12 protein-coding genes are annotated in these 15,113 nt (G+C 32.0%); all 12 read left to right on the forward strand.

From position 1 onward, the window contains the following. Positions 1-100 precede the first annotated feature (100 nt). The 12 genes from WA327_RS09385 to coaE all read left to right on the forward strand — a co-directional run bounded on the left by WA327_RS09385 (position 101) and on the right by coaE (position 15,073). Positions 101-901: an outer membrane protein assembly factor BamD gene (locus WA327_RS09385; protein ID WP_336069024.1), complete on the forward strand. Its 801-nt coding sequence runs from the start codon at positions 101-103 to the stop codon at positions 899-901. Positions 902-905: 4 nt separating this feature from the next. Then, positions 906-1,232, forward strand: coding sequence for a DNA-directed RNA polymerase subunit omega (locus WA327_RS09390; RefSeq protein WP_027878752.1), 327 nt, complete (start codon positions 906-908; stop codon positions 1,230-1,232). Between the two features lie 7 nt (positions 1,233-1,239). Then, on the forward strand, positions 1,240-2,451 hold the full coding sequence (coaBC, locus tag WA327_RS09395; RefSeq protein ID WP_336069029.1) for a bifunctional phosphopantothenoylcysteine decarboxylase/phosphopantothenate--cysteine ligase CoaBC: 1,212 nt from the start codon (positions 1,240-1,242) through the stop codon (positions 2,449-2,451). Beyond that, a complete protein-coding gene (locus WA327_RS09400; RefSeq protein WP_336069031.1) occupies positions 2,444-3,334 on the forward strand; it encodes a DUF4835 family protein in 891 nt (296 codons plus the stop codon). Before coaBC ends, WA327_RS09400 begins: the two co-directional genes overlap by 8 nt. 50 nt (positions 3,335-3,384) lie before the next feature. Continuing rightward, positions 3,385-5,037 carry a DNA repair protein RecN gene (recN, locus tag WA327_RS09405; RefSeq protein ID WP_336069033.1) on the forward strand — a complete coding sequence of 551 codons (1,653 nt, stop codon included), beginning with the start codon at positions 3,385-3,387 and terminating at the stop codon, positions 5,035-5,037. Positions 5,038-5,041: 4 nt separating this feature from the next. After that, positions 5,042-5,302, forward strand: coding sequence for a hypothetical protein (locus WA327_RS09410; protein WP_304144668.1), 261 nt, complete (start codon positions 5,042-5,044; stop codon positions 5,300-5,302). Between the two features lie 97 nt (positions 5,303-5,399). Beyond that, complete coding sequence (locus WA327_RS09415) at positions 5,400-6,221, forward strand: SDR family oxidoreductase (protein ID WP_336069039.1); 822 nt, start codon at positions 5,400-5,402, stop codon at positions 6,219-6,221. 203 nt (positions 6,222-6,424) lie between these two features. After that, complete coding sequence (locus WA327_RS09420; RefSeq protein ID WP_336069041.1) at positions 6,425-9,220, forward strand: T9SS-dependent choice-of-anchor J family protein; 2,796 nt, start codon at positions 6,425-6,427, stop codon at positions 9,218-9,220. Positions 9,221-9,449: 229 nt separating this feature from the next. Then, positions 9,450-12,440, forward strand: coding sequence for a T9SS type A sorting domain-containing protein (locus WA327_RS09425; RefSeq protein WP_336069043.1), 2,991 nt, complete (start codon positions 9,450-9,452; stop codon positions 12,438-12,440). A 72-nt stretch (positions 12,441-12,512) separates the two neighbouring features. Continuing rightward, complete coding sequence (locus tag WA327_RS09430; protein ID WP_336069046.1) at positions 12,513-13,517, forward strand: glycosyltransferase; 1,005 nt, start codon at positions 12,513-12,515, stop codon at positions 13,515-13,517. Continuing rightward, positions 13,518-14,480 (forward strand): CdaR family protein, encoded by a 963-nt coding sequence (locus tag WA327_RS09435; RefSeq protein ID WP_336069048.1) that lies wholly within the window; start codon positions 13,518-13,520, stop codon positions 14,478-14,480. Next, the gene (gene coaE, locus WA327_RS09440) at positions 14,477-15,073 is read left to right on the forward strand and encodes a dephospho-CoA kinase (RefSeq protein WP_336069050.1); all 597 of its coding nucleotides are present in this window, start codon (positions 14,477-14,479) and stop codon (positions 15,071-15,073) included. The genes WA327_RS09435 and coaE overlap by 4 nt, the downstream gene beginning before the upstream one ends. The last annotated feature ends 40 nt before the right edge of the window (positions 15,074-15,113 follow it).

Consider the following 15,113-nt stretch of genomic DNA (forward strand, 5'->3'; position numbering starts at 1 on the left):
TAAACCTATTTTAAACTATAATCTAACGATTACTTTAGCGTTTAAATTATATTTTTAAAATCCATTTAAATAGCGTATTTTTGCGCTTCGTTAAAATTTTATGAAGCATTTATTTTACATTTTAGTCGCATCTGTTTTATTAAGTTCTTGTAGTGAATATCAAAAGGTATTAAAATCTGAAGATATTGCTGCAAAATTTCAGTTAGGAGAACAATTATATAACGAAGGTAAGTATAACAAAGCCAACCGTTTATTTACTCAAATTGTGCCTTCTTACAGAGGTAAACCTCAAGCAGAAAAGTTAATGTATCTATATGCAAATACTTTTTATGAAACAGGAGAGGATTATTTAGCAGGTTATCAATTTGAAAGATTTGTAACCGCATATCCAAGAAGCGAAAAGCTAGAAGAAGCATATTATAAAAGTGCAATTAGTTATGCAGCATTATCACCAGTATATTCTAAAGATCAACACGAAACAAAAAATGCTCTAGAAAAATTACAACTTTTTGCTAATCTTTACCCAAGCTCTAGCTATATGCCAGAGGTTAACAAAACGGTTAAAGAGTTACAATATAAGCTAGAACTTAAAGCGTACAGTATTGCGAAACAATATAATCATATTTCAGATTATCAGGCGTCAATAAAATCTTTTGATAATTTTATTGTTGATTTTCCTGGGTCTAGCTTACGCGAAAAAGCTTTATTTTACAGATTTGATTCAGCTTACCAATTAGCAACAAAAAGTGTTGAAAGTAAAAGACAAGAACGTCTAGAAAAAGCAAAATCTTATTATAGTGCTTTTAAAAAATTATACGCACAGTCTGAGTTTATTGAAGATGCAGAAAAAATGAACGAAGACATTAATAAACAATTAGAACAATATAGTACAAATAGCTAATATTATGGATTTAAAAAAAATCGATGCTCCTGCATCTACAGTAACGTATAACAGAAATGAAGTAGATGCACAAACAAATAACATCTACGAAGCAATTTCTATTATATCAAGAAGAGCTGAGCAAATTAATTCTGAAATCAAAAAAGAATTAATAGAAAAGTTAGAAGAGTTTGCAACTTACAATGATAGCTTAGAAGAAATCTTTGAAAACAAAGAGCAAATTGAAGTTTCTAAATTCTACGAAAAATTACCAAAGCCACATGCTTTAGCGGTAAAAGAGTGGTTAGACGAAAAAATCTACTACCGTAATACAGAAGAAGACAACAAATAATAAACTAATGTCAATTTTAAGCGGCAAAAATATACTGTTAGGCGTAAGCGCTGGTATTGCTGCTTATAAAACAGCTACATTAGTTAGACAATTTATAAAAGCAGGTGCCAATGTACAAGTAGTCATGACACCTGCTTCTAAGGATTTTGTAACACCGTTAACATTATCCACACTTTCTAAAAATCCAGTTTACTCTACATTTACAGACGAAGAAGACGAAAACGCTACATGGAATAACCACGTAGAATTAGGTCTTTGGGCAGACTATTTTGTCATTGCTCCAGCAACTGCAAATACCTTATCAAAAATGGCAAATGGGACTTGTGATAATTTGTTATTAGCAACCTATTTGTCGGCTAAATGTAAAGTGTATTTTGCGCCAGCAATGGATTTGGATATGTACAAACATCCATCTACTTTAAATTCTTTTGAAAAACTGAAATCCTTTGGTAATGTTATGATTCCTGCAACTTCAGGCGAATTGGCTAGCGGATTAGTAGGACAAGGTAGAATGGCAGAACCTGAAGATATTGTTTCGTTTATAGAAAAAGATATTTTAAACGAACTTCCCTTAAACGGAAAAAAAGTAATGATTACAGCAGGTCCAACCTATGAAGCTATAGATCCTGTTCGATTTATAGGTAATCATTCCTCAGGAAAAATGGGTTTCGAGATTGCTAAAGCAGCAGCAAATTTAGGCGCAGAAGTTATTTTAATTTCTGGTCCAACACATCAAAAGGTAACTCATAACTTAATTACCGTTGTACCTGTTGTAAGTGCACAGGATATGTATGAAGCGGCGCACAACTATTTTAAATCTGTTGATATTGCTATTGCAGCAGCAGCAGTTGCAGATTACAGACCAAAAGAAGTAGCAACTCAAAAAATAAAAAAGGAAGAATCTACGTTATCCTTAGAATTAGAAAAAACAAAAGATGTTTTAGCGTCTTTAGGACAAATTAAAGAACAACAATTTTTAGTTGGCTTTGCTTTAGAAACGAACAATGAAATTGAAAATGCAAAAAGCAAGCTTAAAAGAAAGAATTTAGATTTAATTGTATTAAATTCGTTACAAGACAAAGGTGCAGGTTTTAAATCAGATACTAATAAAGTAACGTTAATAGATAAAAACGAAACGATTAATACTTTTGAATTAAAATCTAAAACCGAAGTTGCTAAAGACATTTTAAACACCATAATATCAGCTTTGAATGCGTAATATTTTTATTTTTTTATTCTTAATTACTTGTAATGTTTCAATGTTTGCACAAGAGTTTAACGCTAATGTTGTTGTAAATGCACAATTAACAGGTAACGAAAATTTACAGCAATTTAAAACTCTAGAAAATCAGTTGAAAGAGTTTATTTCTAACACAAAATGGACTAATAAAACATTTCAACCACAAGAGAGAATTAACTGTAATTTGGTTATAAATATTAACGAATATTCTGGTAATAATTACAGCGCAACATTACAAATACAGTCGTCTAGACCAGTATTTGGTTCGACTTATACAACACCGGTTTATAACATTAACGATGAAGACTTTTCTTTTGAGTATGTCGAGTTTCAAAACTTGATCTATAACCCAAATCAATATGTGTCTAATTTAATTTCGGTATTATCATTTCATGTGTACATGATTTTGGGTATGGATGCAGATTCTTTTAAGATGAATGGTGGCGATACTTATTTTAAGCAAGCACAAAATATTAGTAACTTTTCACAGCAAACAGGATATTCTGGTTGGAAGTTAGAAGATGGTTTGCAAAGTAGATTTGCCTTAATAGATAACCTGATGTCTCCGACTTATAAAGAGTTTAGAGAGGTAATGTACAATTACCACAGAAGAGGTTTGGATCAAATGAGTGCTAATTTAAAAGATGCTAAAAACGAAATAGCTTTAGCGCTTTTAAATTTCAAAGAAATGAATAGAAGACGACCAAATTCTTATTTAGCAAGAATATTTTTTGATGCAAAAGCAGAAGAAATTGAGCAAGTATTTTCAAGTGGTCCTAGTGTAGATATCGTAGACTTGGTAGATACACTAAATAAAGTGGCGCCAATGCACTCGTCTAAATGGCGAAACATTAAGTTTTAAAACTCACGGTTAAGATTTAGTTTTCAACTTTATTATTTTCAAATTAAAATATGCTAACTGGATTATCCATAAAAAACTACGCATTAATAGATCAATTACAGGTCAGTTTTAATGACGGATTTACCATTATTACTGGTGAAACTGGTGCAGGTAAATCTATTCTTTTAGGTGGTTTATCACTAATTTTGGGTAAACGTGCAGATTTATCAAGTTTAAGAGATACTGAAAAAAAATGCATAATAGAAGCCACTTTTGATATTTCAAACTATAATTTAAAGTCACTTTTTACAGCAGAAGATCTTGATTACGAAGCACAAACTATAATACGTAGAGAAATTTTGCCTTCAGGAAAATCTAGAGCGTTTGTTAACGATTCTCCTGTAAATTTAAGTAGTCTTCAACTATTGGGTGAAAAGTTAATCGATATACATTCACAACACGAAACATTACAGTTAACAGATGATAATTTTCAGTTTCAAGTTATTGATGCTTTAGCAGAAACTCTAGAAAATTTAGAGACTTATAAAGGATATTTAAAAGCATATAAATTACTTCAAAAAGAATTAAAGCAACTGCAACAATTTCAAGCGGAAGCTATAAAAGAACACGACTATAATTCGTTTTTATTAAACGAATTAGTTGCTGCAAATCTAAAACCAGATGAATTAGCAGAACTTGAAGAAGAATTTGAAGTGTTGAGTAATGTAGAGTCTATTCAAGAAAAATTAGAAACTGCAAACCAACTGTTAAGCGAAGAGCAAATAGGTGTTTTGACCAATTTAAGAGAAGTAAAAAACACGATGCAAAAATTAGCGTTAATCTCTGCTAATTATAAAGACTTGTCAGAACGCGTCAATAGTACTTTAATTGAATTGGATGATGTAGCGACAGAAGTTGAACGTTTTCAATCAGAATTAGATGTTAATCCAAAACGTCTTGAAGAAGTTGAAGGAAAACTATCTGCTATCAACAATCTAATGCAAAAGCATATTGTGCAGACCATACCAGAACTAATCGAAATTAGAGAACAATTAGCACAAAAGGTAGAAGCTACAGAAAATGTTGATAAAGACATTTTAAATAAAGAAAAAGAGATAAAAGCAGTTGTAAAGCAATTAGATAGCGAAGCTGCAATAATTACTAAAAAACGTAATAACGCTATACCAAAATTAATTACTCAATTAGAAGAGATTTTATCACAATTAGGTATGCCAAATGCCCAGTTTAAAATTACTTTAAACAAAAGCGAAATCTTTTTATTTAATGGTAAAGACGAATTAGATTTCTTATTTTCAGCAAATAAAGGCGGACAATTTAATACGCTTAAAAAAGCAGCTTCTGGTGGTGAATTGTCACGAATCATGTTGGCGATTAAATCAATACTTTCAAAATACATAAAATTACCAAGTATTATTTTTGATGAAATAGATACAGGTGTTTCTGGCGAAATTTCTAATAAAATGGCAGATATCATGTCGCAAATGAGTCAGAAAATGCAGGTGTTTAGCATAACACACCTACCTCAGATTGCTGCAAAAGGGAATACACACTTTAAGGTGTATAAAGAAGATGTAAATAATGTAACCACATCTAATTTAATACAATTAGATTATGATGAGCGTGTAGTAGAGCTTGCGCAAATGCTTGGAGGTGCTACGTTATCAGATTCGGCAATAGCACACGCTAAACAATTATTAAATTAAGTTTATGAAACAAAGTATTATCTATATAATCTTTTGTAGTTTTATTTTAATTGTATTGAGTAGTTGCAGTGATGATCCTTGTGATGTAGCGCATACAATTATAGATGGAGAGTGTATACCAGATTATATTTTTCCGGATAATCAGAATCTTAAGTCAGGCGACCAATTTTACCACAACCAATATGGAGTTATTACCTATAAAGAAGGTCTTTGGTTTGACAATAAAGGAATTCTTATTGCAGAATTGAACATTAAAAAGCAGTAATACATTTAAAGTTTTATTAATTTTGGACCTAATATTGATAAAACCAAAAAGGTAATCAAATACGAACTAGATTATAAATATTCAAAAAAGTAGTAATATGTCATTCAATTTATTAAAAGGAAAAAAAGGAATCATATTTGGAGCATTGGATCCAAATTCAATAGCTTGGAAAACAGCAGAAAGAGTACATGAAGAAGGAGGAGAGTTTGTTCTAACAAATGCGCCAATAGCAATGCGTATGGGACAAATAGATGCGTTAGCAAGCAAAACAGGTTCTCATATTATTCCTGCAGATGCAACATCTTTAGAAGATTTAGAAAATTTAGTAGAAAAATCTATGGAACTTTTAGGAGGAAAAATAGATTTTGTACTTCACTCTATAGGCATGTCTGTAAATGTACGTAAAGGACGTGCTTATACAGACCAAAACTATGATTGGACACAAAAAGGAACAGATGTATCTGCGATGTCTTTTCATAAAACAATGCAAACATTGTATAAAAAAGACGCAATGAACGAATGGGGAAGCATCGTAGCTTTAACGTATATGGCAGCTCAACGTGTTTTTCCAGATTATAATGATATGGCAGATAACAAAGCCTATTTAGAAAGTATTGCACGTAGTTTTGGTTATTTCTTCGGAAGAGATAAAAAAGTAAGAGTAAATACAATTTCTCAATCTCCAACACCAACAACAGCAGGTCAAGGTGTAAAAGGATTTGATGGATTTATCGCTTACGCTGAAAAGATGTCTCCGTTAGGAAATGCTACAGCTTTAGACTGTGCAAACTATACAGTAACTTTATTTAGTGACTTAACAAAAAGAGTAACCTTACAAAACCTATATAACGATGGAGGATTTAGCAACATGGGAGTAAGTGATGCTGTAATGGAAGCTTTTGTAGATAACGAGCAATAAAAACCTTAAAAAAATATAAATACTTTAAACGTCTTACTTCGGTAAGACGTTTTTTTATAAAAAATATTTCATATTATTCAATTTAATGTAGTTAAGCTTTTTTATGTGTTTTTAAACGAAAGAAGTCTAATGTTAAGTTATTGTTATCGGTTATTTGATACATTTAAGGGATAATTTAAAATTTAACTAAATTAATTTATAAAATGAAAAAAAATACATTTTTACTTTTTATGTTTTTTGTTTTAGCATTTGCTGGTCAAGGTTTTGCTCAAAGCACAATTCATATCACAACAAGTGGCGGGAATTTTCCTACAGAAAAGTGGGTTAATATAACTACAGAAATTGATGGAGGTGGTACACAAGTATGGGGACAAGGAGATGGAAGTTATGGTAACGGTGAAGGATTAATAGACCTAGACGTAGATATTGCTCCTGGGACATACTATGTAAACTGCTACGATAGATATTCTGATGGATGGGATGGAACAACTATTGAAGTCTCTGCCTATGGAGTTGTAATAGGTGATAATGGTGGAGTTTCACCAAGTGATTCAAGTACAGTTGATAGTAGTCCATCTTGGGAAGCACCTGCAGATGAATTAGAAGCATCATTTGAGATTATTGTTCCAGAACCTCCTTCTTGTCCTGATCCAAATACATTATTGGTAAATAATATAACAACCAATTCAGCAGATTTAAGTTGGACAGCAGGAGGAACAGAGACCTCATGGAATATTGAGTTAGTAGATATAACAGCAGGAGGAACAGTAACAGGAACAGCAACAGCAACTGGAGTAACTAATCCATATTCTTTAACAGGTCTTACAGCTAGCAATGATTATGAATATTATGTACAAGCAGACTGTACTGGAGGAGATTTTAGTACTTGGGTAGGTCCTTTCGCTTTTACAACTGCGTGTGAAGCTGTAGGTAGTTTTACAGAAGGATTTGAAAGCTTCTCAACTAATGTAGATGCTAATTGTTGGTCAGAAAACATAGGAGGCTCTGGAGGTTATGTTTATGTGTCTTCATCAGATACTAATACGGGAACAAGAGCTTTAAGAACGGGTAATAGCGGAACTTCTAGTGCTGAACATTATATCATTTCACCTCAATTAATTGATATGTCTGCTGGTACGCACAGACTTTCATTTTTTATGGAGGCATCTGCAACTATTACTTCAATTGAAGTTGGAAGTATGACCGATCCAAACTCTTCGGCAACATTTACTACTATACAATCTCTTGCTTGGAGTACAACAATGGAACAGAAAACAATTTATTTTGATTCACCAAATACAGATGATTATTTTGCAATAAAAGTAACTTTTGGTACTAGTACATATAATTATGCTTCTTTTGATGATGTAGTATGGGAACCAATCCCAAGCTGTATAGAACCTAGTGCTTTAACAGCTTCTAATGTCACTTCTTCTTCAGCAGATTTAAGTTGGACAGCAGGAGGAACAGAAACGTCTTGGAATATTGAGTTAGTAGATGTAACAGCAGGAGGAACGGTAACCGGAACAGCTACTGCAACAGGAGTTGTAAATCCATACACATTATCAGGTCTTACAGCTAATAATGATTATGAATATTACGTGCAAGCAGATTGTGGAGGAGATACTAGTGCTTGGGAAGGTCCATTTGCTCTTACAACATTATGTAATCCAATAACTTCATATCCATGGACAGAAGATTTTGAGTCAGTTTCTACACCAGATTTACCTAATTGTTGGAGTTATATTAACAATAATGGAGATACAGATTACTGGAGAACGTATACAACTTATGGAGTAGGAGGATCAACAACAGCAGGACTATATACAGATTTTAATTCAGGTAATAATGATGATTATTTAGTGCTTCCTCAATTTACATTAACAGGTAATGAACGTTTAAAATTTAGTGTAAGAGCAAGAAGTTCTTCAGAGCCAAATGATTATAGAGTAGTTTTATCTACTTTAGGAAGCACACCTACAGATTTTACTGAAGAATTACTACCATTAACTCAAGTTTCAAGTACAACCCAAACAGAGATAACACCAATAGACTTAAGTGGTTACACAGGAGATGTATTTATAGCAATACATGTACCATCTGGAGGTTTAGATGGTTATTATATTTATTTTGATGAATTTGTAGTAGAACCAATCCCAAGCTGTATAGAACCTAGTGCTTTAACAGCTTCTAATGTCACTTCTTCTTCAGCAGATTTAAGCTGGACAGCAGGCGGAACAGAAACGTCTTGGAATATAGAATTAGTAGATGTAACAGCAGGAGGAACTGTAACAGGAACAGCTACTGCAACAGGAGTAACTAATCCACATTCATTAACAGGTCTAGCAGAAGATAATGATTATGAATATTATGTTCAAGCAGATTGTGGAGGTGATACTAGTGCTTGGGCTGGACCATATACTTTTAGTACTTATAAAGGTTGTGGATCTTCAGGGTCTTTCACTTATACAAATAATAGCAATTTAAGTGCTAGTTTAAATTCATTTGCATCTAGCGTACCTGGAGATACTATTACTTTAACATTTACAGCTGGATCAACAGAAATCGGTTATGATGATTGGTTTATAGTAGATAGTGCAGATGGAACAGGAAATATTATAGATTCAGGATCAGGAAGTATAGTTGGTTCTTATGAGTCTACAACTGGAGAAATTTCATTCTATGTAGTTTCAGATGGGATTGTTACAGGGAGTACTTTTGAATTTAGTGTTTCATGTAGTTCGCTTTCAACTAATGATTTTGATCAAGAAATAGCTTTTACTTACTATCCAAACCCAGTAAACAATAACTTAAACTTATCTGCTCAAAAAGAGATAAATAATGTTTCTGTTTACAACATGGTTGGACAAGAAGTTTACAGAAGTACGCCAAATGCAATGACAGATATTGTAGATATGTCTGGTTTACAAGCAGGAGCTTACTTTGTAAAAGTAACTGTTGGTAATGCAACTAAGACAGTAAAAGTTATTAAGAAATAATTATTTTTTACATATATAACACAAAAAGGCTATCTTAATTATAGATAGCCTTTTTTTTAAGTTAATATTATATCCTTTTAAATTGATTAAATAATTAATAAATAAAGAATAATGTTGTTTTATCCTGTTTATGTGTTTTTTAACGATTTGATTGAGTTGTTATGCTTTTCTTAACAATAAATTAATATTTTTAGCAAGTAAATTAAATATTAACTAAACTTAAATTAATATGAAAAAAATTACTTTATTAATTTTTATGATGTTTTCATTGACTCTAACTTTTGCTCAAGTTGGTATTAGTGAAAACTTTGATTCTGGTACACCGGCTGGTTGGACAGATGATTATTCAAACTCTCCTAATGGTGCTTGTGCAGGTAATTCTGAAAGAGGTAATATTTGGAGTAGCAATACTACAGGAAATCTTACTACACCTAACCAAGTAGGATTATCAAACGGAACTGATTTAACTTTATCTTTTGACTATAAAATAGTAGATTACAATTTTTCAAATCCAACTGTTGCAACCGGTACAGGTTGGGGAACAGCAGATATACAATATTCAACAGATGATGGAGCCACTTGGAATACGGTTTTTACTATTGATGATTCAAACCATACAACAGCAAATACATGTGCTCCTTTTTCAGTTGTAATCCCTGCAGCTTCTTTACCTAACGGCTCTGATGTGAAATTGCAAATAGCAAACACTTGGGGAACAGGAGATTATTATTTTTATGTAGATAATTTTAGTGCAACACAAGTAGTTGCTAATCCACCTAACTGTGATGCTACTTTAACTCAAACAACAGATGTTTCTACTTTAGGAAACATATCTTGGAGTGCAGCTACAGGTATACCTGAAGGATACTTTTTAACAGTTGGTTCAACTTCTGGTGGAACTGATTTAGTTAACAATGTTGATGTTGGAAATGTTACTTCATATAGCTTAGGAACTTTAATGGGTGGAACTACTTATTATGTTACAATTACTCCTTACAATAGCAATGGTAGTGCAACAGGATGTGTTGAACAAACATTTACAACATTTGTACCAGCACCTAATGATGAATGTGAAAATGCTATAGGATTAACCGTTAACTCAGATTTAGCATGTGGATCAGTAACTGCAGGTTCAAATGTAAATTCTACTGCCTCAGCTCAAGCAGATGATGTAACAGGAACTCCTAACACAGATGTTTGGTACTCTTTTGTTGCAACTGCTGAATCACATCAAGTAGTTTTATCAAATGTTGTGTACGTTAGTGGAGGTACTTTTTCAAGTACTGATATGGGAATGGGAGTTTATGATGCTACATCTGGTTGTGGAGCTTTAACATTTGTAGATGATAGTGATCCTAACACCTTATTTTTATCTGGTTTAACTATCGGAAACACTTATCTTGTGAGAGTTTACAACTGGAGCTCTACAATTTTTTACAATACTTTTGATATTTGCGTAGGAACACCACCTTCAGCACCAGAAAATGATGATTGTTCTGGAGCTGTGTCTTTGACAGTAAATGAAGATTTAAACTGTACAGAAGTAACAAACGGAACGATTGCTTCTGCAACAAACTCTGGTGTTGATACTTGTGGAGGTACAGAAGATGATGATGTTTGGTATAGTTTTGTTGCAACAAGTGAAACACACACGGTTTCTTTATTAAATATTACTGGTGGAACTACAGATTTATACCATGCAGTTTATGATGCAGATCCTGGTTGTGGTGCTTTAGGAACAGCATTAACATGTTCTGACCCTAATAATAGTACAACTTCTGGTTTAACAGTTGGTAACACATATTTCGTTCAAGTTTATTCTTGGACATCAACAGCTGGTCAAACATCTGTATTTGATATTTGTATAGGTACGCCACCACCACCACCAGCAAATGACAATTGTGCAACTGCTGAAGCTTTAACCGTTAATACAGATGGAACATGTACAATAACAACTTCTGGTACTTTAGAATCTTCAACAGAATCTTCAATAAATCCTTCTTGTGATTCAGGAACAGAATGGGATGTTTGGTATTCTTTTGTAGCTCCGTCTTCAGGTAATGTAGATTTTACAGTTACTTTAGGAACAGGTAACCCTTTAGAATACGCTGTTTTTGATGATTGTGCTGGAACAACTCAGCTTTACTGCTCAGATCCGTTAGATGGAACTTCTTTAACAGGATTAACTCCTGGTACAACATATTACTTAATGGTTTGGAATGATGGTTTTGAAACTCCTGGAGACTTCATAATTTGTGCATCAGAACCAACATGTACACCTTCTACAGCTACTTTTACAGTCGTTAATGATTGTGATAATAGTGGAGGTTTTTTAATTGATGTTGAAATTACTGATATGGGATCAGCTACTAACTTAACAGTTTCTAATGATCAAGATGCAACAACATTCCCTGCAACTTCAACAGGAACAATTGTACAGTTTGGTCCTTTTACAAATGGAACAAATGTTGTAATTACAGTATCTGATGATAGTGATGCAAACTGTTTTTATAATAGTACTAGTCTTACGCAAGTTGCATGTCCTCCTTCTAATGATGATTGTGCTGGAGCAACTATGTTAACACAAGAAACAGAGATCGCAGACGCAGCTTCGGCTACACCTAATCCAGGTACTTTAGAAGGTGCAACAGATTCAGGTTTACCTGCTGAGACATGTAATGGTTGGACAGGTACAGCTAATGATGATGTTTGGTATTCATTTGTAGCTTTAACTTCTGATGTTACAATCACCATAGATAATACATCTGTAGACATTGTAATTCAAGCTTACTCTGGAACATGTGGTGCTTTTACTAATATTGGGTGTTCAGATGCAGGAAACCCAGAAGAGATAGAATTAACAGGATTAAATGTTGGAGAAACATATTACTTTAGAGTTTACCAATATGGTACTGGATCTACTGTAGGAGATAACTTTGACGCAAAAGTATGGTCTACTCAAGCTTTATCAACTCAAGATTTTGATAAAGAAGCAACATTTACTTACTATCCTAACCCTGTAAACAATAACTTAACATTATCTGCTCAAAAAGAGATTAATAATGTGTCTGTTTACAATATGGTTGGTCAAGAGGTATTTAGAAATGTTCCAAATGCTATGACAGAAGTTGTAGATATGTCTAGCTTACAAGCTGGTGCTTACTTTGTTAAAGTAACTATCGGTAATGCAACTAAGACAGTAAAAGTTATTAAAAACTAACTTTTAATATATATAATAAAAGAGCCACCTATTTAGGTGGCTTTTTTTATGGGTTTAACTTACTTTTGTTATATGAAATTAGATTTTTCATTTATAATTCCAGTTTATAATCGCCCAAATGAAATAGAAGAACTGCTACAAAGTTTTTCTAAATTAAAAGGAGATATCCCTTTTGAGGTTGTTATTGTTGAAGATGGTTCTACTTTAACCTCTAAAGAGGTGATTAGTAAGTATGAATCAATTTTAGATATTTCATATTATTTTAAATCAAATTCTGGTCCTGGAGATTCTAGAAATTACGGAATGAAAAAAGCAAAAGGTAATTACTTTATCATCTTAGATAGTGATTGCCTATTACCATCAAATTATTTAATTGAAGTAAAAAATAGTTTAGATTATGATTATGTAGATTGTTTTGGTGGTCCTGATGCTGCTCATAAAAGCTTTACGTCACTTCAAAAAGCAATAGATTTTAGTATGACTTCTGTAATTACTACTGGAGGAATTAGAGGAAATAAAAATTCTGTAGATAAGTTTCAACCAAGAAGTTTTAATATGGGATTGTCAAAAAAAGCTTTCTTAGATACTAATGGTTTTGGAAACATCCATCCTGGTGAAGATCCTGATTTATCCATTAGATTATGGAACTTGGGTTATAAAACCAAACTTATACCAGAAGCATTTGTCTATCATAAACGTCGTATATCTTGGTCTAAATTTTATAAACAAGTATATAAGTTTGGGTCGGTAAGACCAATCTTAAATTTATGGCATCCTTCAACAAAAAAAATCACCTATTGGTTTCCTAGTGTGTTTATTATAGGTTTATTATTTTCAATAGTGTTAGCTGTATTAAACGTTTATTTACCAATATTAGCTTATGTTTTGTATTTTAGTGTTGCTTTTATTTTAGCTATTTTAAGGACAAAAAATTTAATGGTTGCTATTAAAAGTGTATTAGCAATTATAATTCAGTTTTTTGGTTATGGATATGGTTTTTTAAAATCAACTTTAGTATTATCTTTAAGTAGTAAAAAGCCAGAAAATCTATTTCCTAGTTTATTTTTTAAACGATAAATGAGTCCAATTAAAAATAAAATATCACAATTATTTAAAAGTAAAAAACTTAATGTTTTTGTGCTTTTTTTTATTATTTCTTTGACCATTTTAATATTATCTAAATTATCACAAAATTATCAAGGTACTTTAGTTTTTAAAGTAAAGCCTACAAATGCTAAAGAAACTCAGGTTATTTTAAACGATACATCTAATCAATTAAAAATTACTTTAGACACTTATGGTTTTAAATGGTTAAGGTACGCCGTTAGTAAACCAATAGTAGAGGTAGATCTTGAGTCTGATGTTATTTTAAAAGACTCAATTTTAATCTGGACAGAAAAAAAAGGATTTTCTAATATCAGTAAGCAATTTGGTAAAGATATAAAGGTTATCAATATAAATCCAGATAGTCTAGTCTTTAGATACGATATTAACCAAGTTAAAAAAGTACCGGTTAAAGCAGACCTAGATGTGTCTTTTTTACAAGGTTTTAATACGTTAGATAGTATAAAAGTTACACCAGATTCTATTAAATTAATCGGTCCAGCCAGCTTACTAAAGGATATACACTTTATAAAAACTAAGCATAAATCATTTTCAGATTTAAAAGGAAATGTAGACAAGCCAATTCAACTTGTTGTAGACAGTATAAGTGATGAAGTTAAAGTTGAAAGTAATATGGTTCAATTTCATTTAGAAGTTTCAAAATTTACAGAAGGCGTTGTTACGCTACCAGTAACAATTGTTAATGTACCTGAAGGTATTAAAATTAATTATTTTCCTAAGCAAATCACTGTAAAATATGCTACAACTATAAACGATTTTAACTCAATTTCTGAAGAAGATTTTAAAGTAGAGTGTGATTACGCCAATTCCAAAAACAAATCATACTTAATACCTAAGATTGTTGCAAGCCCCAAAAATGTAAAAAATATTAGGTTGCAAGAGCAGCAAATTGAATTTATCATTACTCAGCAATGAAAACATTAGTAGGTCTTACAGGCGGAATAGGAAGTGGGAAAACCACAGTAGCAAACTTTTTTAAAGAGCTTGGAATACCTGTTTACATAGCAGATACCGAAGCTAAAGCATTAATGAATCGCTCTATAGTGATAAAAAGAAAATTGATTGCTCTTTTTGGAGAAAATGCATATCAAGAAGGAAAATTAAACAGAGAATATTTATCGCAAAAAATTTTTAATGATAAAGATTTACTGCAAAAAATGAACGCTATTGTACATCCAAAAGTAGCTAGTCATTTTAAAAGATGGGTAAAAAAACAAGATGCGCCTTATGTAATTAGTGAAGCAGCAATACTTTTTGAAAACGGTAGCTACAAAAAATACGACTACATTATAACAGTTACTGCGCCAGAACATGTTAGACTTAAAAGGGTAATGTCTCGAGACAATTCATTAGAAAAAAAAGTAAAATCTGTGATGGATAATCAATGGAAAGACGCAGAAAAAATCAAACTTTCTGACTTTGTAATTCAAAATATTAACTTAGAAGAAGCCAAAGCCCAAGTGCAACAAATCCACAAAAAACTATTGCAATTAGTACATAAAGACTAAATTTTAACATTTTTGTTAATGTAAGGTTAAAAGGAAGGAA

Source organism: Mesoflavibacter sp. CH_XMU1404-2, from assembly GCF_037029465.1.
Lineage (GTDB): Bacteria > Bacteroidota > Bacteroidia > Flavobacteriales > Flavobacteriaceae > Mesoflavibacter.